Origin of the sequence: Desulfovibrio piger ATCC 29098 (assembly GCF_000156375.1) — a bacterium.
GTDB classification, from domain to species: Bacteria; Desulfobacterota; Desulfovibrionia; order Desulfovibrionales; family Desulfovibrionaceae; genus Desulfovibrio; species Desulfovibrio piger.
The window spans coordinates 51,557-78,294 of sequence record NZ_DS996356.1; the positions used below are offsets into that span (position 1 = coordinate 51,557).

Here is a 26,738-nt window from a genome sequence, read left to right on the forward strand (position 1 = left end):
AGCGGCACCAGCGGCGGGCGCGGCATAGGGATTCTGCTGCGGCTGGAACAGGGGCGCATTGGCCTGGGGCGCGGCGGCATGGGCAGGCGCGGCGCCACCGGCGGCCATGGGCTCGCCCAGGTTGAGGTTGAGGGCCATGCTGGTCTCCACCTGGCGCAGGGCGGCATCATGGGCACGCACGCGTTCGGCCAGGGCAGCGGCACCGCCCACGTTCTTCAGGTCGTCCACCAGGCCCTTGAGGGTGTTCAGTTCCTGGCGCATGGCCTGCACCTGGTTCCAGACTTCGGCCTGGGCAGGCTGCATCTGGCGCAGCAGGGTGTCGTGCTCCTGCACGCGCTGCTCAAGATACATGCTTTCGTTGGCAGCACTGCTGCTGCTCTGACCCACGCAAGCGCCCAGCATGGCGGTGGCGCAGATCAGGCCACACAAAGGAAGAAGACGTTTGCCGTTCATAGAGTCTTGGTCTCCCGTTTTAAAGTTTTTCACCGGCGTGTTTGCGCCCGGCGAAAATATAGATCAGGCCCCCCAGCACAGGCAGGAAAACTGCGATGACCAGCCAGATGGCCTTTTGCTGGAAGGATGAGAAGCGGTGGTTCCAGATATGCCAGATGCTCCAGAGGTTGGGCAGGATGGGGATCAGGGCCACCAGGACGTGCCACCAGGCAAAGGTCATGATTTTTTCTCCTTGCTCTTTTCCGGGGCTTCCGGCGTACGCCAGATGACGATGCAGGCCAGGAAGGCACCGATGCAGATGGCCATGTCCGCCACATTGAAGGCGGGCCAGTGCCACTGCCCCACATAGACATCCACGAAGTCGATGACCGCCCGGAAGCGGACGCGGTCCACCAGATTGCCCAGCGCGCCCCCCAGCACCAGCCCCAGCCCGGCGCTGAGCCAGGCATTGAAGCGGGAGCTGCGCAGCAGGGCCACGATGGCCACGGCGGCCACCACGGTGGCGCCCAGGAACAGCCAGAACTGCCACTGGATGTCGGAACGGTTCAAAAAGCCGAAGGCCGCGCCCCGGTTGTGGACCAGCACCAGATCCAGCAGGCCGGGGATGACCGTCACGGGCTGCAGGGGATCGATGGCGGCCACGGCCCACCACTTGGTCAGCTGGTCAAGCACCAGCGCCAGCAGGCCGTAGCCGCCCAGTATCTTGTATTTGCGCATTACGCCTCGGGCAGTTCCGCCATGACCTTGGCACAGCGGGGGCAGAGGGTGGGATGCGCGGGATCGCTGCCCAGTTCGGTGCTGTAGATCCAGCAGCGTTCGCACTTTTCACCGGCGGCCTTGGCCACGCCCACGGCCAGACCGGCCACTTCGGCGTCCTGCATGGCGTCGGCCGGAGCATCGGCCAGGGGCGCCAGGTGCAGCTGCGAGACGATGAAGAAGGCGCGCAGGTCGGTGTGCAGGCCTTCCAGGCGTTCACGCAGTTCGTCGGCCACATACAGGGTCACGCTGGTATCCAGCGAATGGCCCACCACGCTGTCGCGACGCAGGGGCTCGATGGCGCGGGTCACGGCACCGCGCACGGCCAGCAGCACGTTCCAGTCGTCGCGCACGCCGTCTTCCAGCAGATAGGGCTTGCTGTCCACGGGCGGCAGGGCGAAGACCGTGGGCACGTCGTCGCGCAGGTCGTTGGGCAGGTGGTGGAAGATCTCTTCGGCGGTGAAGGACAGCACCGGCGCCATGTCGCGCACCAGCATGCAGAGCAGGTGGTACAGGGCGGTCTGGGCCGAGCGGCGTTCCTTGCTGGCGGGAGCGGAGGAATACAGACGGTCCTTGAGGATGTCCAGATACACGGCCGAGAGGTCGGTCACGCAGTAGTTGTGCAGGGTGTGGTAGACCTTGTGGAAGTCGTAGGTCATGTAGGCATCCTGCACGCGGTCATGCACCTGGGCGGCGGCATGGAGCGCGTAGCGGTCCAGAGGCAGCAGCTGGTCCAGGGGCAGCAGATCGGCGCGGGTCAGGTCGTTGATGGTGCCCAGGATGAAGCGGCAGGTATTGCGGATACGGCGGTAGGCATCCACCAGACGGCCCAGGATCTGTTCCGAGATGCGGATGTCTTCGCGGTATTCCACCGAGGAGACCCACAGGCGCACGATCTCGGCGCCGTACTTGTCGATGAGTTCCTGCGGGGCGATGACGTTGCCGATGGACTTGGACATCTTGCGGCCGTCGCCGTCCACCACATAGCCGTGGGTCAGCACGGCCTTGTAGGGCGGATCGTTGCGGGTGCCTTCGGCCACCAGCAGGGAGCTGTGGAACCAGCCGCGGTGCTGGTCCGAGCCTTCCAGATACAGGTCGGCAGGCGCGGAGAGCTCGGGGCGGGTCTCCAGCACGGCGGCGAAGCTGGTACCGGAGTCGAACCACACGTCGAGGATGTCGTCTTCCTTTTCCCAGTGCTGGCCACCGCAGTGGGGACACTTGAGGCCTTCGGGCACGATCTCTTCCAGGGGCGCTTCATACCAGTAGTCGCAGCCCGTGGGGTGCTTGGCGAAGCGGTCGGCCATCTCGTGCATCCACTTGGCGTCGTTCCAGGCTTCGCCGCAGTCCTTGCAGAGCAGGGCCATGATGGGCACGCCCCACTGACGCTGGCGCGAGATGCACCAGTCGGGACGGGACTCGATCATGTTGTAGATGCGGTCGCGGCCCCAGGCGGGGATCCACTGCACCTTGGTGTCGATGGCGTTGAGGGCCTTCTTGCGCAGGTCGTTCTTTTCCATGCTGATGAACCACTGGGTGGTGGCACGGAAGATGACCGGCTGCTTGCAGCGCCAGCAGTGCGGGTAGGAGTGGCTGATCTTGGCGGTCTTGAGCAGGGCGCCCACTTCGGTCAGCTTTTCGATGACCTTGGGGTTGGCTTCAAAGACGTTGAGACCGGCGAAAAATTCCACGGACGGCAGGAATCGGCCTGCATCGTCCAGGGGCGAGTAAACGTCCAGCTTGTAGGCCAGGCCCACTTCGTAGTCCTCGCGGCCGTGGCCGGGAGCGGTGTGGACGCAGCCGGTACCGGCATCCAGGGTCACGTGGCGGCCCAGGATCAGGGGGGACTGGCGGTCATAGAAGGGATGGCGGGCGATGAGGCCTTCCAGTTCCTGACCGGTGGCGCGGCCCACCACGGTCACGTCTTCCCAGCCGAAGGACTTGGCGCAGCCTTCCAGCAGCTCTTCGGCCAGCAGGTACTGGCAGCCGCCGGTCTCCACCAGCACGTAGGTGAATTCGGGGTGCAGGCAGACGGCCATGTTGTCCGGCAGGGTCCAGGGCGTGGTGGTCCAGATGACCACATAGGCGCGGGAAGGATCGGCGCCGGGGATGCGCTGGGCCAGGGCCGCGTCGTTGAGGGCGAAGCGCACGAAGATGGAGGGCGAGGTGTGGTCGCCGTATTCCACTTCGGCTTCGGCCAGGGCCGTATGGCAGGAGCAGCACCAGTAGATGGGCTTCTTGGCGCGCACCACGCCGCCCTTGTCCACGAACTTGGCCAGTTCGTGGGCCGTGGCGGCCTCATAGGCGGGGTTCATGCTCTTGTAGGGATCGTCCCAGTTGCCCAGCACGCCCAGGCGCTTGAACTCCTTGCGCTGGATGTCGATCCACTTGCCGGCGTAGTCGCGGCACATCTTGCGCACCACGTGGGCGGGCAGGGTCTTTTTCTTTTCCTTCAGTTCCTGTTCCACCTTGTGCTCGATGGGCAGGCCGTGGCAGTCCCAGCCGGGCACATAGTGGGCGCGGTAGCCCTGCATGTTGCGCGACTTGACCACGATGTCCTTCAGGATCTTGTTCAGGGCCGTGCCCATGTGGATATGACCGTTGGCATACGGCGGGCCGTCATGCAGGACGAACGCACCCTTGTCGGTGCAGTTCTCGATCATGGCTTCACAGGCTTTGGTTTCTTCCCACTGCTTGAGCTGCTGGGGCTCGCGCTGGGCAAGATTGGCCTTCATGGGGAAGGCGGTCTTGGGCAAATTCAGGGTTTTTTTATAGTCGCTCATGCTGGCTCCTCAGGCAATGTAAAAAGCGCCTAAGTTTCGGCAAATACGTTTGTAAAGTCAAGGAAAGGGCAGTAGGAAAGGCCGCTATGACGCGCTTTTCCGCCGGAAAAAGCGGCCGCCGGCACGAGGGCTGACCGGCGCATGCGGGAGCGGGCTTTTCCGGGTGGGCCAAAGGCCCCGCAGGCGGCATGGACGGCCTGCCGGAAAGGGCGGCGGAGGCGGGGAGGGCGCAGGCCGTACGGTGTATCGACGGCAGAGCATCCCTCTTTGCCGGATGACGAAAAGGGCTTTCCCGGGGGAAAGCCCTTTGCTGTCGTTGCGGATCAGAACAGGGGTTTCTGCCCTTCGATGGCCTCGGCCACCTCGCGCAGGGCCGCCAGGCTCTCCTGGGCCTGCTCGGGGGTAAGGCTGTGCAGGGCGAAGCCCGCATGGACGATGACATAATCACCGACCTTGGGCGGCTCGGGCAGCAGGAGCATGGAAGCGGTAAGATAGGTCTGGCTTTCGCCCACACGCACGCGGGCCATGCCCTGTTCCTGGAGTTCGACCACCTGGGCCGGAATGGCAAGACACATGACTCTTCCTCGATGGTTAACAGGTACTGTCGGGATCGTTCCCGGCGTATTGGCGGGACAGGCGCAGGATCTCCTTGCGGACCTCGTCCAGATAGGCGGGGAAGCGCTCCTGCACGACGGGCGAAAGTTCCATGCTCCAGGAGGTGTAGTCCGCGGGCTCCATGCCCATGACGGTGAGGTTGGGGCGGGAGCCGTGGAGCATCTCGGCCATGCGCAGGGAATCCAGCAGGTCGATGTCGTGGATGGAGAGGCGCTGCTTCTCGTTGTCCACCAGCTGGTTCTCGGTCAGATGATAGACCGTGCCGGGCCCGGCATGGCCGTGGACGATGTCCAGGATGAGCACATGGGCAAAGCCCTTGAACAGATAGAAGACATCCTGGGTGAAGGTGCCCGCTTCCATGATGGTGACGTTTTCGGGCCAGGATTCCCCGGCCAGGGTCTGGGCGGCGTGGACGCCGACACCGTCGTCGGTGAGGAGCAGGTTGCCGATACCCATGACAAGCACTTTGTCCATACTATCCTCGGTACAGGAGTTGCGCCCGCTGGGGGCGGGATGTGGTGTCCGCCGTGCCCTGTGCCGCATGGCACCGGCCGTGCAGGCGCGGATGCTCCGGCAGGGACGGATCACGGACAGGCGACAGCATAACAGCCCGGAGGAGCAGCCGCAAGGGGAGGGCGGGGAAGGGAAGGAAACGCGGCGGGCAGGTATGCCGGCGGGAAGAGGGCCGGAGCACGGGCACGAAAAAAGGGCGGGGTCACCCCCGCCCTTTCGGTTTGTGTGGTCTGCGTAGGCCTAATGCTCGTCGTCGTCACCGAAGAGCCAGGGGCCCTTCTTGGGGAACAGCACGGTGTTCCAGTAGAGGACGTAGACGGGCAGGGTCACGAACATCATGACGTAGGCCCAGTTCTTGGTGTAGAGGAAGTAGTCGTAAAAGGTATGGAATTCCATGATTTTCCTCCTGTCCTAGTGGGCGTCCTTGAAGTCGGGGTGTTCGTACAGCACCGGCATGTGATAGACGATGAAGCGGTACACGGTCACGATCAGGGTCACCACGAAGATGGAGATGCACACTTCCCAGATGCTGGGGAAGTAGCGCTCGTCAGCGGGCAGGGCATAGTTGAAGGCGATCATGGACACGTTGAAACGGTTCAGGACGATACCCAGCACGGCGTTGGCGGAAGCGAAGCGGCAGAGCTTGATGTTGCGGTCGCGAGAGCCCTTGGCATACAGCAGAGCGGGCGTCAGCACGAAGAACAGCATTTCCACCAGCCACCACAGACCGTAACCGGTGCAGAGGTAAGGCAGGTTGGCCTGGACCAGCATGTCGATGAGCTTCAGCATGAAGTAGCCGAAGAGGATGAAGGCACCGGCCTTGGAGAAGCTGAAGACCACTTCGTCAGCTTCGCGCAGGTGGGTCTCGTCCATGTAGTGGTGCACGCCCTTGTGGGCCCACATGCCTTCAAAGATGACCATGGAGCAACCGGCAGCCATGGAGCTGACGAAGAAGAACATGGGCATGAAGGGGGAGTACCACAGCGGATGCAGCTTGCCGGGGGCGATCAGGTAGAGGGCGCCCAGCGAGGACTGGTGCAGGGTGGACAGGCACACGCCGAAGATGGTCAGGATGATGGTGCAGCGCACCACGACCTTGCGCCACTTCTTGAGGAAGGGGAACTTGCAGGACAGCCATTCCATGGGAGCCACCGAGAATTCGATGAACAGCACGGTCAGGTAGGTAGCCACGCACAGACCCACTTCGAACAGAACGGAGGTGGTGCCGGGGAAGAAGAACATGTAGGGCAGACGCAGCGGGTGACCAAGGTCATACAGCAGGGCGAACACCACGAAGGCGTAGCCCAGGAAGGCGGTGGTCACGGCGGGGCGCACGGCCGAATGGAAGTGCTTCATGCCCATGACGTAGCAGGCCACGGTGGTGAAGTAACCACCGGCGGCCAGACACACGCCGCAGAGCAGGTCGAAGCCGATCCACATGCCCCAGGGCATGGTATCGGACAGGTTGGTGATGGAGCCGATACCCTGGGTGAAGCGGATGAAGGTCAGTACGAAGCCCACGACCAGGATGACCGCGGTGATCATGTTGCCGGGGCGACGCAGGGAAAACTCACCAAGGTTGAACAGTTTGTCCTTGGTGGGGATCACGATTTGGTGCTGGGACATTTACTTATCCTCCCCGTGCTTGCAGCCGCAGCAGCCGTCGCAGCCGTTTTGAGCTTCACGGGCCTTGAGGGCCTGGATCATGGCCTTGCGGGCCTCATCGGCGGCCACAGGACCCTGATTCTGCTCGATGCTGCGCACAGCGGCGTCCATGGCGGCCGTCACATCTTCCTTGGCGGTCTGGACGGTCTTTTCCTGGGCGGCCTTGCTCATGGCCTCACGACGCTTGGTCATGCCGTAGGCGCCACCGAAGAGGATGGGCCAGAAGGCGATGATCATGGGCACGGCACCCAGGGCGCCGTAGGTCAGTTCACCCATGGGACGGTTGCCCAGGTGGGTGTCCAGGCCCAGTTCCTTGAAGGTATGGCCGGCGTCGGCCGTACCGGCGGCCTTGATGGCCGACGGGGTGGGCTTGGGAGCCAGGACCATCCAGGCGGTACCGCCGGCGTCCCATTCACCATAGATGTAGTCCACATACTTGCCGGGGTTCTCGGCGATGCGCTTGCGGGCGATCTTGATGAGGTCGGAACGGCGACCGAAGGTCAGGGCGTCCATGGGGCAGGCTTCCACACAGCCGGGCAGCTTGCCTTCCTTCAGGCGGGGTTCGCAGAAGGTGCACTTCTGGACCAACGGGTCCCAGGCCTCGTCGTATTCGAAGCCGGGCACATAGAAGGGACAGGCGATCATGCAGTAACGGCAACCCACGCACTGGGTACCGTCGTAGGTCACGCTGCCGTCGGGCTGCTTCTGGAAGCATTTGGCGAAACAGGCGGAGGCACAGGCCGGGTCGTTGCAGTGGAAGCACTGCAGCTTGCGGAACACGGGCTTGCCGCCCACTTCGTATTTGTTGACCACCGTCCAGGCATCGGCGGAGGTGCGACGATGCTTGTCACAGACGGAAAGGTCGGTGAAGGGCTTTTCGGGCTTGGGCAGGTTGTTGACCTTGTTGCAAGCCTCTTCGCAGCTGCGGCAGCCGATGCAGCGGGTGGTATCGTGCAGGACGCCGTAGCTGTCTTCATAGTAAGGGAACATATGGGTGCCGCCGGCCTTGGCCACTTGTGCCGTGCCCAATGCGGAAGCGACGCCAGCGCTGCCCAGGATGGTCAGAAATTTTCTACGATTCATAATCGTACTCTCCAGCTAGTTGGCGTTCTCGGTCGCACGCGGCTTGTGGCAGGACGCGCAGGACGTATCGAGGGGACGGGCAACGTCCATGCCGTCATGGCAACCCATGCACTGCAGATGATACGCGGCCTTCAGCGTGGGACGCTCGGGCACGCGGGGATCGATCTTGGCGGAGTGGCAGCTGCCGCACTTGGGCGGAGTGGCCGACAGGGGGCTGCGATGGTGGCAGGTGGCGCACAGGATCTCGGGTTCGCTGTGGAACGCCTTGGCCAGATTGTCGCCTTCAATGCGCTTCATGAGCGAAGAGACGTGACGACGATGGTTGAAGAGGTTGGGCTCGAACTTGTCGGACAGGCTGCCGATCTCCACCTTGTAGGGGCAGGCTTCGGGGGCCAGGTAGTCCACGGGCTTGCGTTCGGCGATGGTGGCTTCGGCCAGGGCGACGCGGTCCTCGGCGGACAGCTTGCCGGCCACGCCCAGCTGGTACTGTTCGGGGGTCATCTTGGAGGTGACCACGTGGCAGACGCCACACCACTTGTCGTCACGCTTGGGAGTGACGATCTCGTGGCAGCCGGCGCATTCGCGGCGTTCCTTGTACTGTTCTTCGTGGCAGCTCACACAGCTCTTGGGCGTGACGCCATCCTTGCGCGGGGCGATCTTGGTGGCGTGCATGGCGCGCTCAAGGTTGATGAAGTTGCCCTCGGCTTTGCCTTCCACGGTATGACAGGTGCTACAGGCCACCATGTCGCCCGTGTGATGGCAGGCCGCGCAATCGTCGATCTTGTCGACGTGAGCCTGATGGTTGAATGTCACCGGCGTCATGCTGGCGCCCTTGGGATTGGGCTTTTCGCTGACCGGAAAGAGAACCGTGGCATTAGGCATTTCCGCGTCGGATTCTTCCAGACCCACCGCCACAGCGCGGTTGGCTTCGGGAAGCATCAGACAGGCCACGCCGGCCAAGGCAATCACCGCCGCCAAAAGCAGTGCTTTACCGTTCCTCATGTGCTCGTCCTTTTGAAACAGACTTTTCCCCATTCTCCCGCAGCGTGGAGCCGCGGGCGTCCTCCGGCTCTCATGAGCCAAACACACCAATAATGTGTGGCAAGTTACCGCAGGCACAAGGCCACGTCAAGGGGAGGTCGCGGGCTGAAAAGCTTACTTGTACGGTGGTATTGGGGCATCCGGAGCGGAGAAAAAGGGGGCCGCAGCGGGAAAAATCCTTGCGGCTGGCCCTGTTTCGGGAACGGATCAGGCAAAGGAGGAGGTGCCGGCGGGGATGGGGGAGCGGGCAGGATGTCAAGAAATATTTTGAGAAATCTTCTGTGACACGCGCCAAAAAGGGGAGGCTCCGGGGCCCGGGCCGCGGTCCCTGTGGGGAAAGGAGTGCCGTACGGACAGAAAAAAAGCACCATGCCGTGGCCGTGCCGGGCATGATGCCGTGGGTCGTCTGCCGGTCGCGGAGCAGGGCCGCGTGTGCGCCTGCCCGGTTCAGCAGGCCTGCCGGGCGGCCGCCAGCAGCCCGTCCAGATCCTGCGGGGCGAAGAAACGGGCCTCGCCGCGGGCCCGGAACCAGGTGCGCTGGCGTTTGGCATAGGCGCGGGTGTTGTGCAGCCAGAGGCGGCGGCATTCCTCCAGGGAAAGTTCGCCGCGCAGATGGGCCAGCACTTCGGCGCAGCCGATGCCGGACCAGCCGGGGGCCGCGGCATCGTCGCAGCGCTGCCGGGCGGCGCGGGCCTCGTCCAGGGCCCCCTGTTCCAGCATCAGGTCGATACGGCGGGCCAGGCGGGGCGTCAGGGCATCCAGTTCCATGTCCAGCACCAGCAGCGGCCCGGCGCAGGGCGGTTCGGGCATGCCGTGCTCGTGCCACCAGCTGAAGGTGTGCCCGGTGCCGGCCAGCACTTCCAGGGCACGCACGATGCGCTGGCGGTCATTGGGATGGATGCGGGCCGCATAGGCGGGATCGCTGGCGGCCAGTTCGGCATGGAGGGCCGCCGGGCCTTCCTCGGCCAGCCGGGCCGTGAGGGCGGCGGTGATGGCCGGATCGATGGCCGGTATCTCGGCGATGCCGTGCAGCAGGCCCTGGAAATACAGACCGGTACCGCCCACCAGCAGGGGCACATGGCCCCGGGCCAGCACGGCCTTTGCTTCGGCCACGGCCTGGTCGGCCCAGCGGCCGGCGCTGATCTTCTGTTCCGTGGGCAAAAAGCCGTACAGGTGGTGCGGGCAGCAGGCCCGCTCTTCGGGCGAGGGCTGGGCCGTGATGAGTGGGAAGTCGCTGTAGACCTGGCGGGAGTCGGCGTTGATGACCTCTCCCTTCAGGGCTTCGGCCAGGGCCAGGGCCGCGGCGGTCTTGCCGCAGCCCGTGGGGCCGGCCAGACAGATGACGGGCAGGGGCGCGGCCATCTTATTTGTTGACGCGGAAGCCGCCGTAGGGAGCGGACAGGCAGGGAGTGGCCTGGCGCACTTCGCCGCGCTGGTATTTTTCCATCAGGCGCAGGCGCACGTTCTCGGGCACCAGGCCCACGATGTCGGCGCCGTGGCTGGCCGCGGCCTTGACGATGGTGGAGCTGATGAACAGCCACTGGTAGTCGGTCATCAGGAACACGGTCTGGATGTCGCGCTGCAGGCGGCGGTTCATGAGGGCCAGCTGGAATTCGTATTCGAAGTCCGAGACGGCGCGCAGGCCGCGCAGGATGGCACAGGCCCCGCGTTTGGCCGCATATTCCACGGTCAGGCCGGTGAAGGGTTCCACCAGGATGCGGTCGTCGTCGCCCACGGCCTCGCGGGCCATGGCCACGCGCTCTTCCTGGGAGAAGAGGGGGAACTTGGGCGTATTGTCGGCCACGGCCACCACGATCTGGTCGAAGACGGCCAGGCCGCGGCGGATGAGGGCCAGGTGCCCGTTGGTCAGGGGATCGAAGGTGCCGGGATAGAGTGCCAGTTTCATGCGAGTGTCCATATCAGTATGCGGGTTTGACCAAAATGGCGTTCCACCAGCAGTTCCAGACTGTCGGGAGCGGCCACGGCGGCGTCTTTTTCGATCTCGGCGCAGATGAGGGCGCCGGGCGCCAGCCAGTTGCGTTTGAGCAGGCCCTGCAGCGTGGAGTTGAGCAGGTTCTTGCGGTAGGGCGGATCCAGGAAGACCAGGTCGAAACAGCCCATGGGCGTATTGTTGAGGGTCTTGCGCACGTCGTCGCGGATCAGGCGCACGCAGTCCTCCACGCCCAGCTGGCGGATGTTGTCGGCCAGGCAGCGGGCGGCCACGGCGGAGTTCTCCACCAGCACGGCCAGCTCCGCGCCGCGGCTCACGGCCTCGAAGGCCAGGCTGCCGCTGCCGGCGAAAAGGTCGAGCACGCGCGCCCCCTCCCAGACCACGCCCCGCGAGGTGAGCATGGAGAACAGGGATTCGCGCGTTTTGCCCATGGCCGGGCGGTAGCCTTCGCCCTCCACGGTCTTGATGCGTCTGCCGCCCAGTCTGCCGGAAATGATGCGCATGGTTTTTCCTGTATTTTCTGTGCCGTGGATGAACGGCGGTTGGCTGTACAAAGGGTGCCCTCAGGGCAGGGAAAAGACTTTTACCTGTGGGGCGCCCCTTCCGTCAATGGGCGGCCGGGGCATCCCGCAAAGCGCGGAAGGGCGCGGCCCCAAGGCCGCGCCCCGTAAGACGGTCACATGCGGGAAAGGAGACGGGTCAGGGCGTAGTCCATCTTGGCCAGGGCGTCCTGCAGTTCGGTCTGCTGGACCCAGGGGCTCTGCTCCACGTCGGCCAGCTTGTCCTTGAACATGCCCCACTTGCGTTCCACTTCGTCGGTGAGGAAGCCCCAGTTGATGCGGGGATGGGCCAGGGCCTCGTGCTGGACGGTCTGGGCCACCTGATGACCTTCAAGGATCATCTCTTCCATGTAGCCGGGCACCAGGGGGGTCACACCGAACTTTTCCTTGATCAGGCAGGAAAGGGTGGTCTGGGCTTTTTCTTCGCCGTGGACCAGGACCACGTTGGCCTTGTCGTGGACCAGGGGCTCCAGCCAGGAGAGCAGCTGGTCCTGTCCGGCATGGGCGGAGAAGCCGTTGATGGTGTAGATACGGGCGGCGATGTCCATATCTTCACCGAACAGCGTGATCTTGCTGGCTTTTTCCACGATCTTGCGGCCGGGGGTGCCCACGGCCTGGTAGCCCACGAAGACGATGCTGGCCCCGGGCTTCCAGATGTTGTGCTTGAGGTGATGCCGCACGCGGCCCGCGTTGCACATGCCGCTGGCCGAGATGATGATGGCCGGGCCCTTGTAGTCGTTGATGCTCTGGGATTCCGCGGCATCCAGGGTGTAGCGCAGGTTGGGCAGCTCGAAGGGGTCGTCGCCCTGGTGCAGCATCTTTTGCGCGTCCTCGTCAAAGAGCTCGCGGTTGCGGCGGAAGACCTCGGTGGCGCGGATGGCCAGGGGGCTGTCCACGAAGACGGGCATGTCGGCGGGCAGCTTGCCCTTGCTCTGGAGGACGTGCAGGCAATAAAGGATCTCCTGCGTGCGTTCCACGGCAAAGGCGGGGATGATGACCTTTTCGCCCTTGCTGTAGCTGTAGGCGATGGCGTCGGCCAGTTCCTGGTCGCTGATGTCCTCGTTCTTGTGGTTGCGGTCGCCGTAGGTGGATTCCATGAAGATGTAGTCCGCCTTGGGCGGGCTTTCGGGATCGCGCACGATGAGGGCCTGGGGACGGCCGATATCGCCCGAGAAGATGATGCTGGTGGTCTTGTCGTCTTCGGTCACTTCCAGCCGCAGGGAGCCGGAACCGAGGATGTGCCCCGCATCATAATAGGTGACCTTGATGCCCGGGGCGGGCTCGAAATCCTCATGGTAGGCCACGGGATGCAGGAGCTCGGCGGTCTTGAGGGCGTCCTCGGTGGTGTACAGGGCCTCGGGCGGGTTCTTGAGGCCGCGGCGGCTGTACTTTTTGGCTTCCCACTGGGCTTCCATCTCCTGGATGTGGGCGCTGTCCTGCAGCATGATGTCCAGCAGCTCACTGGTGGCCTTGGTGCAATAGATGGGTTTGCTGAACCCTTCGCGCACCATGAGGGGCAGCAGACCGGAATGGTCGATGTGCGCGTGGGTCACGAGGATGAAGTCGATATTGCCAGGGGCGTAGGGACGGGGATTGCGGTTGCGCTCCTCGATGGCCTTGTTGCCCTGATGCATGCCGCAGTCGACACAGAAACGCTTGCCGCAGGCCTCTATCATATAACAGGAGCCGGTAACGGTCTGGGCAGCGCCAAGAAACTGGACTTTCATTGGGATGCTCCGGGGTGATGTTCTGCTTGCCGGATGCAAGCGGGGGATTCTTCACTATGCGCTTCCCGCCCCGGAAGCGCAAGGCCCCATAAACCTTTGACGGGCTGTTCCGGGCGGTTTAGGATGGAGGTTCATTCTTCTTTCCTGCGATCCTCGCAACAAGGAGGCTTTCATGGAGATCCGGCAGAACGTCATCGACGATCTCAACGCCATGACCACGGAGTCCTGGCGAACCATCCGCATCATGGCCGAAATGGTCCAGGCCCTGGATACGCTGAACAAGCTGGACACCAATTGCGTGTCCATCTTCGGCTCGGCCCGCTCCACTTCCGATACGCCCGAATACCGGGATGCCGAGCGCCTGGCCCGGATGCTGGTGGAAAAGGGCTTCGGCGTCATCACCGGCGGCGGCCCCGGCGTCATGGAAGCGGCCAACAAGGGCGCTGCCGAGGCGGGCGGCGTTTCCGTGGGCCTGCACATCGAGCTGCCCCACGAACAGGGCTGCAACCAGTATGTGAAGACGCGCTGCAATTTCCGCTATTTCTTCACCCGCAAGTTCATGTTCGTGAAGTACGCCATGGCCTATGTGGTCATGCCCGGCGGCATGGGGACCATCGACGAACTGTCCGAGGCCTTCGTGCTGGCCCAGACCGGACGCATCCGTCCCTTCCCCATCATCCTTTATAATTCCTCCTACTGGGCGGGCCTGCTGGAGTGGCTGCGCACGAGCATGGCCAACGGCGGTTTCATCAACAGGGAGGAGATCGACAAGCTCGTCACGGTGTGCGACACGCCCGAGCAGGTGGTGGAGCATCTGTGCAAGATCGTGATCCTGTAAACAACGGGGCGCTGGTACGCCCCTGCGGCGGGCCCGTGCCTTCCGCGCCGCCGGGCTGGAGCTGGGAATCCCTCATGCGTCTGGCCCTGGACGAGGCGCGGCAGGCCGCCCGCGAGGATGAAGTACCCGTGGGCGCGGTGCTGGTGGCGGCGGATGGCCGTCTGCTGGCCCGCGCCCACAACCGGCCCGTGGCCCTGCACGATCCCACGGCCCATGCCGAGATCCTGGCCCTGCGGGCCGCCGGGGCCGCCAGCGGCAATTACCGCCTGGGCGGCGGGGTGCTGGTGGTGACCCTGGAGCCTTGCGCCATGTGTGCCGCGGCCTTGGTCCATGCCCGGCTTGCCGGGGTGGTCTACGGCGCGGCCGACAGGCTGGCCGGTGCCGTGACTTCCTGCACCGAGACGCTGGACCAGCCCTTTTTCAATCACCGGGTCTGGCATATGGGCGGCGTACTGGCCCGGGAAAGCGTGGACCTGTTGCAGGATTTCTTTGCCGGACGGCGGGACTGATCCCGCTTTTTTGCGGGTACGCCCGCGTACGGGACGACGATGCTGGAGATCATCGCTTTTTGTTGCGGCGCCCTTGTCATGGTGCTGGAGATGGTGGGCGCACGCGTGCTGGCCCCGCATGTGGGCACCTCGGCCGTGGTCTGGACCAGCCTCATCGGCGTGGTCCTGGCCTGTCTGGCCGTGGGGGCCTGGCTGGGGGGCCGCCTGGCCGACAGGCACCTTTCCCGGCGGGGGCTGGCCTTCATCCTGACGGGCGCCGCCTTGGGCAGCGCTCTGGCCGCCGGGACGCACCGTCTGGTGGGGGAGACGCTGAGCGTCGCCATCACGGACATCCATCTGGCCGCCGTGGCCTGCGCCCTGGGCATCCTGGCCCTGCCCGCCCTGTGCTGCGGCATGATCAGCCCCTACATCATCCGGCTGCGCATCCGGGACGTGGCCACTTCCGGCGCCACGGTGGGGCGGCTGTACGCCCTGTCCACGGCGGGCAGCATCGTGGGCACCTTTCTGGGGGGCTTCGTCCTCATCTCCTTTTTTGCCAGCGGCACCATCCTTTGGGGCGTGGCCCTGGGCCTGATGCTGCTCTCGCTGCCGGCCCAGCCCTCCCGTCCCTGGTGGCGCTTGGGCCTGCTGCTGGTGCTGCTCCTGCTGGCCGTCTGGGACCGGCAGTTCCGCTCGGCGGACGGGCCCCTGATGGTGGAGAGCCCCTACAACTGCATGCTGATCCATGAGAGCCGCGACAGGGGCAGGCCGGTGCGCATCCTGTCCACGGATCCCGACTACAGCCAGTCCGGCATGTATCTGGACGATCCTGACGAGCTCTACTTCGACTACACCCGCTTTTATGCCCTGGCCGTGCTGGCCCGTCCGCAGGCCCGGGACATCCTCATGCTGGGCGGGGGCGGCGGCTCCGTGCCTAAGTGGCTGCTGTCCGGCAAGAGCGGGCTGGACGCCGCCGGTCTGCGCCTGACCGTGGTGGAACTGGATCCCGGCATGACCGCCGTGGCCCGGCGCTGGTTCTTCCTGCCCGGGGACGACCCGCGCCTGCGCCTGATCCACGCCGATGCCCGGACCTTCCTCAACCGCCGGCAGGAACAGTATGACATCCTGCTGGTGGATGTGTTCAACTCCTGCTATTCCATCCCCTTCCATCTGGGCACGCAGGAGGCCTTCGCCGCCATGCGCCGGGCCCTGCGCCCCGGCGGCGTGCTGGCCATGAACGTCATCGCCGCTGTGGAAGGCGAGGACGGCCGCCTGTTGCGGGCCATCCATGCCGGGCTGCAACGGCATTTCGCCCGGGTGGAGGTCTTTTGCGTCACCGACCCCCGGCATCCCGGCCAGTTGCAGAACCTGATGGTGCTGGCGTTCAGCGATGCCGCCACCGCCACGGTCCTGCGTGACGGTCCAGGCCATTCGCCGGAGATGGCGGCCATGCTGGCCTGCCGTTACCGCCCCTCACTGCCGGCCGCAGAGCCCCTGCGCGACGACTTCGCCCCGGTGGAACGTTTTGCCCTTTCGCTGCTGCGCCGTCCCTGAGCCGGACGGATCGCACCATGTCCCTGACCTTTCCTGCCGCAGGCCTGTTGTGGCAGGCCTCGTCCTTCCCGCCGCCTGGGCGAGGCGGGCGGGCCCGTTCGTTTTTTCGGGAGGGCAGGGCTCGGGGCAGACTTCCCCGCCGCGCGGTGCCGAGGGCATCGTGGCCTGTCACGGGCCGCAGGCATGCCACGGGGGAGGGCAGGCTTGCCGTTTGGCCCCGAAATGCGTAGATTGTGCGCCATGAGAGGGATGGCACGGCCCTGGCGGCCCGTGCAGACTCTTTACTTCAACCGTGCACGTCCCGGGTGCGCGTTCGCAAGGAAGGCAGTTTTGAGCGAATCCATCGATGATCTCACAGTGGAATATGAGGAGAACGGACAGATCATCCTCAAGGAACTGGGCAAGATCGTCCTGAGCAAGGGCGCCTGGACAACTATCCTTTTCCGCTATCAGGAGTGGAAGCCGCAGACCTCGTCCTACGGCCCCGACAAATATGTGATCCGTCGCTACAAGAAGATGGGCGGCGAATACCGGCAGCAGAGCAAGTTCACCATCTCCAGCGCCGATCAGGCCCGCAAGATCGTGGACGCCCTGCAGACCTGGATCGGGGAGGCCGAGCAGGAAAAGTAGCCGGGACAGTCTGTGCCTTCCCAGAGGTGCTGTTTGAGGAAAAAGGGCGCTGCATACGCAGCGCCCTTTTCGTGTCCATGGGGATGAAAAAAGGACCGTCGGAAAGGGCGGTCCTTGATGGGACGGGATGCGGGGGAGCAGTCCCGTCCTCGCGGGGCGGAAAGGAAGTGCCGCAGCATGCCGCCGGTCAGGAAAACATGGAGGAAGTATAGCCCTTTGGCCGGGCAAGGCAATGCCCCGGGCCCGGAGTGTACAGTTTGATACACTGTCACGGCGACAGGGGAGGATGAGGGCTGGCCGTGTGCCGTCCTCGCGCACCTGTCCCGTCTTTCGGCCGTGTCCGCCTTGTCGGGACAGGCGGCTGCGGCTATACAAAGGGGGTATCAGGCTGAGGTGCCGCCGCAGGGCCCGGCTGCGGTCACGAGAGGCGGCGGTGGCGTTGGGCAATCTTCAACTTCTGGAAAATCCTGTGGAAAAATGTTCCTTGCGTGAACTGCTGGCCAAGGCTTCTCCCCTGCGTTCGGGGGACGTGCTGGCCGGTATCGCGGCCGAGAATGAGGAAGAGCGCATCCGGGCTCAGATGGCCCTGGCCGATGTGCCCCTGAAGCGTTTCCTGTCGGAATGCGTGGTGCCGTACGAGACGGACGAAGTCACCCGGCTCATCATGGACAGTCACGATGCGCAGGCCTTCGCGCTTGTCAGCTCCTTCACGGTGGGCCAGCTGCGCGACTGGCTGCTGACCCCTGCCGCGGACACGGCGACCCTGACGGCCCTGGCGCCGGGCCTGACCCCGGAGATGGTGGCCGCGGCCAGCAAGCTCATGCGCATCCAGGATCTGGTGCTGGTGGCCTCCAAGTGCAGCGTGGTGACGCGCTTTCGTGATACCATCGGCCTGCCGGGGCGTTTTTCCTCGCGCCTGCAGCCCAACCATCCCACCGATGACGCGCGCGGCGTGCTGGCCTCCGTCATCGACGGCCTGCAATACGGCTCCGGTGACGCGGTCATCGGCATCAACCCGGCTTCGGACAGCCTGCCCGCCATCGGGCGCCTGCTCCGCCTGCTGGACGATGTCATCGCCCGTTACGACATCCCCACCCAAAGCTGCGTGCTGACCCACGTCACCAATACCCTGGAGATGATCCGGCGCGGCGTGCCCGTGGACCTTTGTTTCCAGTCCATCGCCGGTACGGAAAAGGCCAATGCCAGTTTCGGCATCTCCCTGTCCCTGCTGGACGAGGCCTGGGACGCCACCCTTTCCCTGAAGCGCGGCACGGTGGGGGACAACGTCATTTATTTCGAGACCGGGCAGGGCAGCGCGCTTTCCGCCGGGGCCCACTTCGGCGTGGACCAGCAGACCCTGGAATGCCGCGCCTATGCCGTGGCCCGGCGCTACCGGCCCCTGCTGGTCAATACGGTGGTGGGCTTCATCGGGCCGGAATACCTGTTCAACGGCAAGCAGATCATCCGAGCCGGTCTGGAGGATCATTGCTGCGGCAAGCTGCTGGGCCTGCCCATGGGCGAGGACGTCTGCTACACCAACCATGCCGAAGCTGACCAGGACGACATGGACATGCTCCTGACCCTGCTGGGCGTGGCGGGCTGCAATTTCGTCATGGGTATCCCCGGTGCCGATGACATCATGCTGGGCTACCAGTCCACGTCCTTCCACGATGTGGCCTGGCTGCGGCGGGTGCTGGGCAAGCGGCCCGCACCGGAATTCGAAGCGTGGCTGGAGCGCATGGGCATCCTGTCCGCCACGGGCGAGCTGCTGCCGCCCGGTGAGCGCCGGGGCATGGCCGCTCTGGGCCGAGAACTGGAGGAGGGCGGTCATGGCAACTAAGCAGGATGCGTTCGCGGGCGCCGCGCCCGCCATCGTGACGCCGGACCCCTGGGAAGAGCTGCGCCGCTTCACCGATGCGCGCATCGGCCTGGGGCATTGCGGGGTGAGCCTGCCCGTGAAGCGCTGGCTGGAATTCCGTCTGGCCCATGCCCGCGCCCGGGATGCCGTCATGACGCCGCTGGATGAAGAGCAGGTGCGCGTCGGTCTGGCCGCCCACGGTCTGGAATGTCTTTCCCTGAGCAGCGCCGTGGCGGACAGGAACGAATATCTGACCCGGCCGGACAAGGGACGCCGTCTTTCCGTGGCCTCACGGCAGCTGCTGGATGCCTGGATGGACGCGCATCCCGGCAGCGCACCGGACGTGAGCGTGGTCATCTGCGATGGCCTGTCCGCACGGGCCGTGCACGAGAACGCCGTGCCCTTCGCGTCCCGTTTTTTGGAAGAAGCGGCCGCTGCCGGGCTCAGTGCCGCGCCGGTGGCTCTGGTGAAGTTCGGCCGCGTGGCCGTGGGCGACGATGTGGCGGCCCTGCTCAATGCGCGGCTGGTGGTCGTGCTGGTGGGCGAACGCCCCGGCCTCAGTTCGCCCGATTCGCTGGGCGTCTACATGACCCACGCGCCCACGCCCGGCCTGACCGACGAGGCCCGCAACTGCATCTCCAACGTGCGCGCCGCAGGCCTGCCCGTGGAAGAAGCCGTGCGCAAGCTCTGCTATCTGGTGGAGAATGCCCTTGTCCGGCGTCTGTCCGGTGTGGACCTCAAGGACGACGTGCCGCCCGGCTATCTGCCGTTCGCGGAGACGCGGGCATTGGGATAGGGAAGACAGGGATGCCCCGGCCGGATGCCGGGATGCCTTTTGAAAAGAAAAGGCAGGTTTCCGCAAAGGGAACCTGCCTTTCAAATATTGGTGGGCCCACCAGGACTCGAACCTGGGACCTGCCGGTTATGAGCCGGAGGCTCTACCAACTGAGCTATAGGCCCACGAAGGAAGCGAACTATAGCCGGAAGGCTGCGTCGTGGTCAAGTCCTTCCGGGGGCGGGCCCGGCCCTTGGCCTCCCGGCCGGAGCGCTTTCGGCAGGGAAAGGGGCATCGGGGAAGAAGGGGGCGAAGCTTGCCCGCATCAGGAGCAATCGGAGAGGAGCTGGGGCCCCGGATGGAGCGGGGCTGGTCGTTGCCGGGGAAGCCCGGACGGTTGGTTCCTGTACGGTGGAAGACCAGGCTGCGGATGATGCCGCAGGGAAAACGAGGCTCCCGGGCTCCTGCGCGAGCCATGCACGATCACCGGAAGCTGCGCCGTTCTCAGGAAGCAGGCGCACAAAAAAAGCGGGGCTGTCCGTACATGCGGACAGCCCCGTAAACAGGCAGGTATCGCAGCGGAGCGCTACATGGCGCCGCCGGCGTTGAGCTTGCTGATCTGTTTGTCCATGGCCTTCTTCAGGGGCGCGGGCAGACCCATGATGTCCACGTTGAGGAAGCCGCGCACGATGGTGGAGGTAGCTTCGTCCTCGTCCAGGCCACGGGCCATGAGGTATTCGATTTCTTCCTGGGCGATCTTGCCCACGGCGGCTTCGTGGGAAAGTTCCACGCCGTCGCGGCAGCTGTCCAGTTCGGGGATGGCATGCACGCGGCCGCCGCCCACGATGAGGCCCTTGCACTCCAGATGGCCCTTGACCGGGGTGGCCGAGGCGCCGATGAAACCGCGGTTGATGATGGTGCCGCCGGTGGTCAGGGTACGGGAGATGATCTCGCCGCGGGTGTGGGGCGCGTTGAGGTGGATGGCGCTGCCGCTGTCCACATAGGAGCCCGTGGGCGTCACGATGACCGAGTTGAAGGTGGCCACGGCACCTTCGCCGTTGAGGTCGATGCGGGGATAGGATTCCAGGCTGCCCACGCTCTTGAGCAGGATGTAGTTGTTCTGGAACACGCCCCCGGCTTCCACCACGCCCGCCGAGCGCGGCCGCACGGTGGTGGAGTCGCCCCAGTTGTGGATCATGGTGAAGGTGAGCTTGCCGCCCTTTTCCACATAGTATTCGGTGATGCCCAGATGCGCGGCGTCATTGCTGTGCTGGGAGGTGGCGCAGCCGCCCAGGATGTTGAGCTCGGCGCCTTCTTCCACCACCACGATGTTGTGCACGGCCTGTCCGGCGGCATTGCCCTTGATGAACATGCAGGACTGCACGGGCTGGCTGATCTTCACGCCCTTGCGGGCACGCACGAAGTAGCCGCCGTTGAGGTGCTCGTAGGCCATGCGGGTGATCTCGTCCTTGTTGGGATCGAGCAGCTTCCAGTAGTACTGCGGCAGGCCGTCGAACTTTTTGAGGGCCGCGCGGATGTCCATGAGGTCCAGGCCTTCCTGCCGGGTGGTGCAGTGCACGTCGGCATGGTTGAGCTGCATGAAGGCGCCGCTGACCTTGTTGTCGTGCACGTCGATACCGGCCAGGACCAGGCGCTGCTGGTCTTCCTGGGGCAGACGGGTCAGATCTTCGATGGGGGCGGCATTCTCGCCGCCGCTGAAGTTGAAACGGGAAAGGTCGATGCTGCTCATACCAGGGGAGCCTCCGCGATTTTGCCGTACATGTCGCCGGCCAGGCAGCGCAGGCATTCCTGGTAGCCGTGCTGGGCGATATGGTCGAGGATGACGCGCGGGCGCGCTTCACAGCAGAGCTTGCCGTGATACATGACCTGTCCGCGGTCGGCGTTGACGTATTCAAGGATATGGCCGGTGTGGGTGATGATGAGCCCGCTGGTGGAACGCTGGCGACCCTGCTCGCGCAGGGTGGCGCTACAGCAGTCGGGCACGCCGTCCAGCAGCTTGCGCACGGTCTTGCCCACCAGGGCCATGTTTTCCAGGTCCACGCCGGATTCCGGCTCGTCGAAGAGCAGCAGGTTGGGCTGCTGGGCCATGAGCTGCAGCAGCTCGGAACGCTTGATCTCGCCGCCGGAGAAGCCGGCGTTGACGTCGCGGTCCAGGAAGGTATCGAAATGCACGCGCTTGGCCATGGCGGGGATGTCCATCTTGCGGCCGCGGCCGCACAGTTCCACCATCTTGCCCGTGGGCAGGCCGTGGATGGTGGGCGGGCGCTGGAAGGACATGCCGATGCCCAGGCGGGCGCGCTCGTACATGGGCGCGTAGGTGATGTCGTGGCCCTTGAAGATGATCTTGCCCCGGGTCACCTCGTAACCGGAAAAGCCCATCAGCGTCATGAGCAGGGTGGTCTTGCCGGAGCCGTTGGGGCCGAACAGGATAAAGGTTTCGCCCGCTTCCACCTTCAGGTCGATGCCCTTGAGCACCGGCGTGCCGTGGACGGAAACGTGCAGGTCTTGGATCTCAAGCATTGTTTCCCTCAATTATGCCGGAAGTCCTCTCCCGTGCGGGAGCCCGGCAGGCTTTCTAGTCCTGGGGGTCGGTTTCGCCCAGATATTCCATGACGTCGTAGTGCACATGGTCCAGCACGTGCGTCAGGTAGGAGACGCATTCGTCGCCCACGGCATGGCCCAGCAGGTCCACGATGAACGCGGCGCGCTTGGCGTTGACAAGGGCGACATTGCCGGGGTCGCCGTCATCGGGGATGGCGCTGACGGCTTCGTGGAAGGCCACGAGGTCATCTTCGGTCAGGTGCTTGATGGGCTGGGGCTCGTCGTTGATGTAGGGGACGCCTTCCCGCAGTTCCAGCATGACGGGATTGCCGTGCATGATCGCGATGCAGACTTGCATGATATTGATACCTCGCTGTGAAGTTGGGGGCATAGTGGCAAACTTGGACAGGCATGTCCAGTAGGGCCCCTGTTTCGGAACGCGTGCTCGCTGCGGGCCGGCGGACCTTTCCCCCGCTGTAAAGATGGGGTCGCGGCGGCAAAAGGCAAGACCGCTCCCGGCCGGGCTCCGGGATTTCGGGCAAAAAAAAGGCCGGGGCAGGGCCCCGGCCTGGAAAGGCGTGCTCAGACTAGCTCAGCTGGGAGATCAGGGTCTCCTTGATGGAGTCGATGGTGCCTTCACCGTTCAGTTCGATGTATTTGGTCTTGCCTTCGGCGGCCAGGTTCTTGAAGAAGTAGGCCGCGGCCAGGGTGCCGTTCTCGGTGTTGTAGTAGATGTCGTGACGCTTGTTGATGGCGGCTTCGTCCTGGTCGTCGGAACGGGTGGAGAGCTCACCGCCACAGACGCGGCACTTGTCACCGTTGGGCTTGATGGCGTCGATGAAGATGTTGTTGGGATGGTTGTTGTTTTCCTTGCACAGGCGACGGCCCATGATGCGGTTCTTGGCGATCTCGCGGGGCAGCAGGATCTCGATGACGTAGTCCAGTTTCAGACCTTCGGCCTGCAGGGCTTCCCACAGTTTCTGGGCCTGCACCATGTTGCGGGGGAAGCCGTCCAGCAGCCAGCCGTCCTTGCCCTTGGTCTTCAGGGTCTCCAGCACCATGGGGATGGTGATGTCGTCGGGCACCAGGTCGCCGCGATCGATGTATTCCTTGGCCTTCTTGCCCAGCTCGGTGCCGCCGCCGATGTGTTCACGGAAGATGGCGCCGGATTCGATGTGAGCAAGATTGTACTTAGCTTTGACCAGGTTGCCCTGGGTGCCCTTGCCGCTGCCGTTGGGACCAAAGATGAGGATATTCATGGCGCTTCTCCTTATTGAGACGGACCGTTGTTGGGTTTGTGCAAAAAAGAACAGATAGAGCCTGTCTACCCTTTGCAGGCGGTTCTGTCAACGGGGGCGGGGAAAGTGCAAGGCCTTTTCCCGCAGGGGAAGGCCTTGCCGGGACCGTGATGGGACAGTCCCGGGCGCGGGATCAGCGGAACAGGTTCCAGGTGCCCTCCATGACTCCGCCCAGCAGCTCGAAGATGCCGTGGGTCAGGCTGGTGACGGCGTAGAGGATGGCCGTCCCCGCGCTGACCGAAGTCTTGGGATCATGGAGCTTGCCGGTCACGCGCACGGGGAATTCCTGCATGCGGTCGGTCTTGACGAAGAGGTTGCAGTCCAGATCTTCGTTGTTGAAGTCGATGCGGCCGCCGCCGCGCACGCGCATCTCGGCATCCTGATAAAAGATGTTGCTGCTGCGGGCCACACCGCCCTGCATGTTGCCCGAGGCGCTGAGGCGCTGGAAGCGGGTGGGCTTGCCGCCGGGCCGCCCGGCCTTGTCGCGGTTCTGGTAGCTGCCGTTGATGATGGCCACGCCCCAGGTGCCGGAAAGGGCCGCGGGCATCTGGCCGTCACCGGTCAGGTGGGCGCTCATCTCCGATTCCACCGAGGCCAGGCCCCGCACGGCGCGTTTGTCGTTGCGGTCGTTGCTGGCGGCGTCGAGGTTGATGTTCAGGGCCCGGACCTTGGTGGTGTAGCTCAGGCCCTTGTCGAAGCGGAAATCGCCCGAGGCACGCAGGCGCGAATTGTAAAAGTTGCCTTCCAGCGCAGGCACGGAAAGGTGACCGCCCTTGAGGCTGAAGCGGGTGGTCATCTGTTGCATGCGCAGGCGCATGAAGCGCACCCTGTCCACGTTCAGGCTGCCCTGGGCATCGAAGGACTTCATGAAGCGCAGGTCCCAGGGGGCGCCCGGGGCCTTGCTCCGTCCCTTGCTGCGGGCCTGGTCGGGGAACATCTCTGCCAGCAGGCGGTCCAGATCGAATTCCGCGGCGTGCAGGCGCAGGTCCAGTTGCGGCGTGCCGCTCCAGGTCACGGCGGCCTCGCCGTCCACCTGCTGCCAGCCCAGGCTGCAACGCAGATCCTTGAGGCGCAGGCTGTCCGGGGTACCGGAGGCCGTGCTCTTGAGGCGCAGGCTGTTAAGGGAGGCGGGCAGGGAGGCGGGCGCACTGCCCCGGATCTGTCGGAGGCTGTGCTTCAGGTCGCGGACGGCAAGATCCACGGTCCCGCCCCAGGTCAGGCCGTTGCGGCCGTTGGCGGCTTCCAGATCGCCCTTGAGCTGCAGGCCCAGCGCCGAGAGCGTGGCCTTTTTCAGCTTCAGCCCGGCAGGGCCCGCGCAGCTGAACACGCCGTCGGCATCCAGATCCATGCCCTGGGGCAGCAGATCCTTTTCAAGGGGCGGCAGGTGCAGGCGCAGGGAGCCGGGCAGATCCTGCCAGGCCACGAACTCTTTGCCGCCGAACCAGACGAGACCGTCCAGCTTCTGGGTCAGGGAAAGGCCCTCGCCCTCCAGCGAGGCCGTCCAGCGGCCTTCGAAACCGGCCCGGGCCGGAGTGGGGCGCAGGTCGCGGCGGGCGCTTTGCAGGTCAAGGCGCAGCGCGAGCTTGTCGAAGGGCAGGCTCTTCTTGCCGCCTGCGGGCAGCAGGCCCTTGCTGCCGTCGGCCGTGACCGTGCCGCGCATGCTCTTCAAAAACACGTCCAGGTCGCTGCCCCGGCTGTTGATGGCCGCCTGGGCGGACAGCATGCCGCGCCGTACGGGGATGAGGTCGAAATCCTTGACCAGCTTGCTGCCGTGGACCTTGTCCAGGCGAAGATCGATATCGAAGGTGGGCATGTCCGAGGGGCCGCCGATGGCACAGCGGCCCTTGATGCGGCCTTCATAAAAGTCGCCCGTGGCGCGGATCACGGCCGTGCCGTTGCCGGCCTTGTCCGGCGTGCCGGGTTCGATGACAACGGCCGCGCCGCTGATGGTCACCGGGCCGTAGTGCACGGTGCGGGCATTGAGGCGGATGTCATAGCCGATGTGCAGATCCGTGGCGGGATCGGGCGGCGGCAGCGGCGTGGAACGCGAGGCCCGCAGGCTGGTCAGGGGACCGTGCGGGAAATAGACCTGCAGGGGCAGGGTGCCCACGGCTTCCGGGATGGCCCGGCCCAGCTCCACTTCCGGGGCGGTCAGGTCCAGGGCCACCACAGGTTCGGCCCAGCGGGCCACACCGCCGGAACCGGTAAAACGGGAACCCGAGGCATGGGCCACGATATAGGGCACGCGCAGGCCTTCCGCATCCAGCTCGAATTCCAGCAGGCTGTCCGTGATGTTGTCCAGGGCCATCTGCAGGCCCGGGGCCAGCCCGCGGGCAAAGCCCAGCCAGCGGGTCAGGCTCAGACGGTGGGCCTGCAGGCTGCCGTTGAGGACGGGGCCCCGCTGTTTGTCGAGGATCAGGTTGCCGTCGAGGGTGGCGCTGTCTTCGCCCAGTTCCAGACGGATGCGTTCCAGACGCACGGGCGGACGTGTCCCCCCCACTGCGGGCAGGCCGGGCTGGGGGGCCACCTGGGCTGCGGGGGCGTCGTTTGCGGCGGCATCGACGGCCGGGACTTTGGGATCGGCCGGGGCGGGAGGCGTTGCCGGGCGTTCCTTCCCGGTGGCGGCCAGCTCCTGCGGATCGGGCAGGAAGACCTCGCGCAGCATGCGCCGCACCGAGGCCTGGGGCGCGTTCCTGTCCTGCAGCAGGCGACCGGCCACGGCAAAGGGGATGGGCTCGTCGTCCTGCATCAGGTCGCCCTGGATATCATGGTCTAGCTGCCAGCCCGCGGCCGTGGCCGTGAAATCGAGGTTCGTGCGTATGCGGGGCAGATGGGGCGGCAGGTGCAGCAGGGCACGCAGGCGCAGGCGGGGCGTATCGCTCAAAAAATGGAGCGGACGGCTGCGGCCTTCCAGAAGCAGGTTCTCCAGGTCGAGCACGGGCGTCTCGTCCCCGGCGGCAAGGTTGCGGATCAGGCCCGCCTGCAGCTTGCCGCGCACGTCCTGGAGGCCGCGCAGATGCAGCACGCAGGAAAGGTTGCCCGCGCGCAGGGAAGAGGCGTCCCGGGCCTGGAAGGAGAAATTGCCCTGGTCTATCTCTATCTGGAGGGTGCCGGGCAGCAGGCTTTCCAGCCGGGCCAGGCCCCCCGCATCGCTGCCGCCGCCCCCGGGGGCGGAGGTCAGCTGCCGCAGGTCCAGCGTGGGCAGCGGCAGGGTTCCGGAGAGCACGGGATTTTGCAGGGCCACGTATTCCAGCTCCAGCCGTCCCTGCAGCAGGGCCGTCAGACGGGGACGCAGGCGGGCCGTGCGCACGGCGATGTCCAGCTCCTTGCTGCGGATGCGCACGTCGTCGGCCTGGACGGCCGGAGGCAGCCAGGAGAGCCCGATGGATCTGACATGCAGGTCGAGCCCCGTGCGTTCGGTAAAGTCCTCCAGCAGGGCATGGGTGATGGCGACGGAATTGTGTTGCACATAGACCATGGCCGCGCCGGCCAGCACAAGGATGCCCAGCAGCAGGGCTGCCAGACAGCGGAGGAAAAGACGCAGGCGGCGGGATGGTTCGGGCATGGGAGGAAGGCTGCTTGACGATGAAA

The 26,738-nt window shown here is 65.0% G+C and carries 24 protein-coding genes, 1 tRNA gene and 1 pseudogene; 6 read left to right on the top strand and 20 right to left on the bottom strand.

Annotated features, from left to right (window positions below; translation table 11 throughout):
• The 14 genes and pseudogenes from DESPIG_RS14060 to DESPIG_RS05885 all read right to left on the bottom strand — a co-directional run.
• Positions 1 to 453 (bottom strand): annotated as a pseudogene (locus DESPIG_RS14060) (tol-pal system protein YbgF); the annotation flags it as partial.
• 19 nt (positions 454 to 472) lie between these two features.
• A complete protein-coding gene (locus tag DESPIG_RS05830) occupies positions 473 to 673 on the bottom strand; it encodes a PLDc N-terminal domain-containing protein (RefSeq protein ID WP_006006176.1) in 201 nt (66 codons plus the stop codon).
• A complete protein-coding gene (gene lspA / locus DESPIG_RS05835) occupies positions 670 to 1,170 on the bottom strand; it encodes a signal peptidase II (RefSeq protein ID WP_006006178.1) in 501 nt (166 codons plus the stop codon). Before lspA ends, DESPIG_RS05830 begins: the two co-directional genes overlap by 4 nt.
• Entirely contained in the window at positions 1,170 to 3,989 is a 2,820-nt protein-coding gene (gene ileS, locus DESPIG_RS05840; RefSeq protein WP_006006180.1) for an isoleucine--tRNA ligase, read from the bottom strand. The genes lspA and ileS overlap by 1 nt, the downstream gene beginning before the upstream one ends.
• Before the next feature lie 323 nt (positions 3,990 to 4,312).
• Entirely contained in the window at positions 4,313 to 4,564 is a 252-nt protein-coding gene (locus DESPIG_RS05845; protein WP_006006184.1) for a HypC/HybG/HupF family hydrogenase formation chaperone, read from the bottom strand.
• 16 nt (positions 4,565 to 4,580) lie between these two features.
• A complete protein-coding gene (gene hysD, locus DESPIG_RS05850; protein WP_006006186.1) occupies positions 4,581 to 5,078 on the bottom strand; it encodes a NiFeSe hydrogenase maturation protease in 498 nt (165 codons plus the stop codon).
• Between the two features lie 279 nt (positions 5,079 to 5,357).
• Positions 5,358 to 5,513, bottom strand: coding sequence for a hypothetical protein (locus DESPIG_RS14065; RefSeq protein ID WP_006006188.1), 156 nt, complete (start codon positions 5,511 to 5,513; stop codon positions 5,358 to 5,360).
• Positions 5,514 to 5,528: 15 nt separating this feature from the next.
• Positions 5,529 to 6,743 carry a sulfate respiration complex protein HmcC gene (gene hmcC / locus DESPIG_RS05855; protein WP_006006190.1) on the bottom strand — a complete coding sequence of 405 codons (1,215 nt, stop codon included), beginning with the start codon at positions 6,741 to 6,743 and terminating at the stop codon, positions 5,529 to 5,531.
• Positions 6,744 to 7,865 carry a sulfate respiration complex iron-sulfur protein HmcB gene (hmcB, locus tag DESPIG_RS05860; protein ID WP_006006192.1) on the bottom strand — a complete coding sequence of 374 codons (1,122 nt, stop codon included), beginning with the start codon at positions 7,863 to 7,865 and terminating at the stop codon, positions 6,744 to 6,746.
• Positions 7,866 to 7,880: 15 nt separating this feature from the next.
• Positions 7,881 to 8,867 carry a nine-heme cytochrome c gene (locus DESPIG_RS05865; protein ID WP_040369498.1) on the bottom strand — a complete coding sequence of 329 codons (987 nt, stop codon included), beginning with the start codon at positions 8,865 to 8,867 and terminating at the stop codon, positions 7,881 to 7,883.
• A gap of 486 nt (positions 8,868 to 9,353) precedes the next feature.
• Complete coding sequence (miaA, locus tag DESPIG_RS05870; protein ID WP_006006199.1) at positions 9,354 to 10,268, bottom strand: tRNA (adenosine(37)-N6)-dimethylallyltransferase MiaA; 915 nt, start codon at positions 10,266 to 10,268, stop codon at positions 9,354 to 9,356.
• A 1-nt stretch (position 10,269) separates the two neighbouring features.
• A complete protein-coding gene (coaD, locus tag DESPIG_RS05875) occupies positions 10,270 to 10,824 on the bottom strand; it encodes a pantetheine-phosphate adenylyltransferase (RefSeq protein ID WP_006006201.1) in 555 nt (184 codons plus the stop codon).
• Positions 10,809 to 11,360, bottom strand: a complete 552-nt coding sequence (gene rsmD, locus DESPIG_RS05880) for a 16S rRNA (guanine(966)-N(2))-methyltransferase RsmD (RefSeq protein ID WP_006006202.1) — start codon at positions 11,358 to 11,360, stop codon at positions 10,809 to 10,811. The genes coaD and rsmD overlap by 16 nt, the downstream gene beginning before the upstream one ends.
• A 173-nt stretch (positions 11,361 to 11,533) precedes the next feature.
• Positions 11,534 to 13,144: an MBL fold metallo-hydrolase RNA specificity domain-containing protein gene (locus tag DESPIG_RS05885; protein WP_006006204.1), complete on the bottom strand. Its 1,611-nt coding sequence runs from the start codon at positions 13,142 to 13,144 to the stop codon at positions 11,534 to 11,536.
• 172 nt (positions 13,145 to 13,316) lie between these two features.
• Here DESPIG_RS05885 and DESPIG_RS05890 point away from each other — a divergent pair, with 172 nt between their 5' ends.
• From DESPIG_RS05890 to eutC, 6 genes are all read left to right on the top strand, one after another.
• Positions 13,317 to 13,982: an LOG family protein gene (locus DESPIG_RS05890; protein ID WP_006006206.1), complete on the top strand. Its 666-nt coding sequence runs from the start codon at positions 13,317 to 13,319 to the stop codon at positions 13,980 to 13,982.
• A gap of 35 nt (positions 13,983 to 14,017) precedes the next feature.
• On the top strand, positions 14,018 to 14,491 hold the full coding sequence (gene tadA, locus DESPIG_RS05895) for a tRNA adenosine(34) deaminase TadA (protein WP_370684896.1): 474 nt from the start codon (positions 14,018 to 14,020) through the stop codon (positions 14,489 to 14,491).
• A 39-nt stretch (positions 14,492 to 14,530) separates the two neighbouring features.
• Positions 14,531 to 16,024, top strand: coding sequence for a fused MFS/spermidine synthase (locus tag DESPIG_RS05900; protein WP_006006210.1), 1,494 nt, complete (start codon positions 14,531 to 14,533; stop codon positions 16,022 to 16,024).
• A gap of 330 nt (positions 16,025 to 16,354) precedes the next feature.
• A complete protein-coding gene (locus DESPIG_RS05905; RefSeq protein WP_040369500.1) occupies positions 16,355 to 16,654 on the top strand; it encodes a hypothetical protein in 300 nt (99 codons plus the stop codon).
• Between the two features lie 469 nt (positions 16,655 to 17,123).
• Entirely contained in the window at positions 17,124 to 18,494 is a 1,371-nt protein-coding gene (locus tag DESPIG_RS05910) for an ethanolamine ammonia-lyase subunit EutB (protein ID WP_246118358.1), read from the top strand.
• Positions 18,484 to 19,308 (top strand): ethanolamine ammonia-lyase subunit EutC, encoded by an 825-nt coding sequence (eutC, locus tag DESPIG_RS05915; protein WP_006006216.1) that lies wholly within the window; start codon positions 18,484 to 18,486, stop codon positions 19,306 to 19,308. Before DESPIG_RS05910 ends, eutC begins: the two co-directional genes overlap by 11 nt.
• Positions 19,309 to 19,396: 88 nt before the next feature.
• Here eutC and DESPIG_RS05920 read toward each other — a convergent pair.
• From DESPIG_RS05920 to DESPIG_RS05945, 6 genes are all read right to left on the bottom strand, one after another.
• Positions 19,397 to 19,472: transfer RNA gene (locus DESPIG_RS05920), tRNA-Ile, on the bottom strand.
• 401 nt (positions 19,473 to 19,873) lie between these two features.
• A complete protein-coding gene (locus DESPIG_RS05925) occupies positions 19,874 to 21,037 on the bottom strand; it encodes a SufB/SufD family protein (RefSeq protein ID WP_006006218.1) in 1,164 nt (387 codons plus the stop codon).
• Positions 21,034 to 21,828, bottom strand: coding sequence for an ABC transporter ATP-binding protein (locus DESPIG_RS05930; protein WP_006006220.1), 795 nt, complete (start codon positions 21,826 to 21,828; stop codon positions 21,034 to 21,036). Before DESPIG_RS05930 ends, DESPIG_RS05925 begins: the two co-directional genes overlap by 4 nt.
• 55 nt (positions 21,829 to 21,883) lie before the next feature.
• Complete coding sequence (locus DESPIG_RS05935) at positions 21,884 to 22,207, bottom strand: hypothetical protein (RefSeq protein WP_006006222.1); 324 nt, start codon at positions 22,205 to 22,207, stop codon at positions 21,884 to 21,886.
• A gap of 229 nt (positions 22,208 to 22,436) precedes the next feature.
• Complete coding sequence (locus tag DESPIG_RS05940; protein WP_006006223.1) at positions 22,437 to 23,108, bottom strand: adenylate kinase; 672 nt, start codon at positions 23,106 to 23,108, stop codon at positions 22,437 to 22,439.
• Positions 23,109 to 23,280: 172 nt separating this feature from the next.
• Positions 23,281 to 26,712 carry an AsmA family protein gene (locus DESPIG_RS05945; protein WP_006006224.1) on the bottom strand — a complete coding sequence of 1,144 codons (3,432 nt, stop codon included), beginning with the start codon at positions 26,710 to 26,712 and terminating at the stop codon, positions 23,281 to 23,283.
• Between the last annotated feature and the right edge of the window lie 26 nt (positions 26,713 to 26,738).

Coding starts and splice junctions, on each gene's coding strand:
- DESPIG_RS05940 (WP_006006223.1), bottom strand. CDS start 23,108: ATGAATATCCTCATCTTTGGTCCCAACGGCAGCGGCAAGGGCACCCAG.
- DESPIG_RS05830 (WP_006006176.1), bottom strand. CDS start 673: ATGACCTTTGCCTGGTGGCACGTCCTGGTGGCCCTGATCCCCATCCTG.
- DESPIG_RS05865 (WP_040369498.1), bottom strand. CDS start 8,867: ATGAGGAACGGTAAAGCACTGCTTTTGGCGGCGGTGATTGCCTTGGCC.
- lspA (WP_006006178.1), bottom strand. CDS start 1,170: ATGCGCAAATACAAGATACTGGGCGGCTACGGCCTGCTGGCGCTGGTG.
- DESPIG_RS05945 (WP_006006224.1), bottom strand. CDS start 26,712: ATGCCCGAACCATCCCGCCGCCTGCGTCTTTTCCTCCGCTGTCTGGCA.
- DESPIG_RS05890 (WP_006006206.1), top strand. CDS start 13,317: ATGGAGATCCGGCAGAACGTCATCGACGATCTCAACGCCATGACCACG.
- hmcC (WP_006006190.1), bottom strand. CDS start 6,743: ATGTCCCAGCACCAAATCGTGATCCCCACCAAGGACAAACTGTTCAAC.
- DESPIG_RS05900 (WP_006006210.1), top strand. CDS start 14,531: ATGCTGGAGATCATCGCTTTTTGTTGCGGCGCCCTTGTCATGGTGCTG.
- DESPIG_RS05930 (WP_006006220.1), bottom strand. CDS start 21,828: ATGCTTGAGATCCAAGACCTGCACGTTTCCGTCCACGGCACGCCGGTG.
- hysD (WP_006006186.1), bottom strand. CDS start 5,078: ATGGACAAAGTGCTTGTCATGGGTATCGGCAACCTGCTCCTCACCGAC.
- ileS (WP_006006180.1), bottom strand. CDS start 3,989: ATGAGCGACTATAAAAAAACCCTGAATTTGCCCAAGACCGCCTTCCCC.
- eutC (WP_006006216.1), top strand. CDS start 18,484: ATGGCAACTAAGCAGGATGCGTTCGCGGGCGCCGCGCCCGCCATCGTG.
- coaD (WP_006006201.1), bottom strand. CDS start 10,824: ATGGACACTCGCATGAAACTGGCACTCTATCCCGGCACCTTCGATCCC.
- DESPIG_RS05845 (WP_006006184.1), bottom strand. CDS start 4,564: ATGTGTCTTGCCATTCCGGCCCAGGTGGTCGAACTCCAGGAACAGGGC.
- DESPIG_RS05885 (WP_006006204.1), bottom strand. CDS start 13,144: ATGAAAGTCCAGTTTCTTGGCGCTGCCCAGACCGTTACCGGCTCCTGT.
- DESPIG_RS14065 (WP_006006188.1), bottom strand. CDS start 5,513: ATGGAATTCCATACCTTTTACGACTACTTCCTCTACACCAAGAACTGG.
- miaA (WP_006006199.1), bottom strand. CDS start 10,268: ATGGCCGCGCCCCTGCCCGTCATCTGTCTGGCCGGCCCCACGGGCTGC.
- hmcB (WP_006006192.1), bottom strand. CDS start 7,865: ATGAATCGTAGAAAATTTCTGACCATCCTGGGCAGCGCTGGCGTCGCT.
- DESPIG_RS05935 (WP_006006222.1), bottom strand. CDS start 22,207: ATGCAAGTCTGCATCGCGATCATGCACGGCAATCCCGTCATGCTGGAA.
- rsmD (WP_006006202.1), bottom strand. CDS start 11,360: ATGCGCATCATTTCCGGCAGACTGGGCGGCAGACGCATCAAGACCGTG.
- DESPIG_RS05925 (WP_006006218.1), bottom strand. CDS start 21,037: ATGAGCAGCATCGACCTTTCCCGTTTCAACTTCAGCGGCGGCGAGAAT.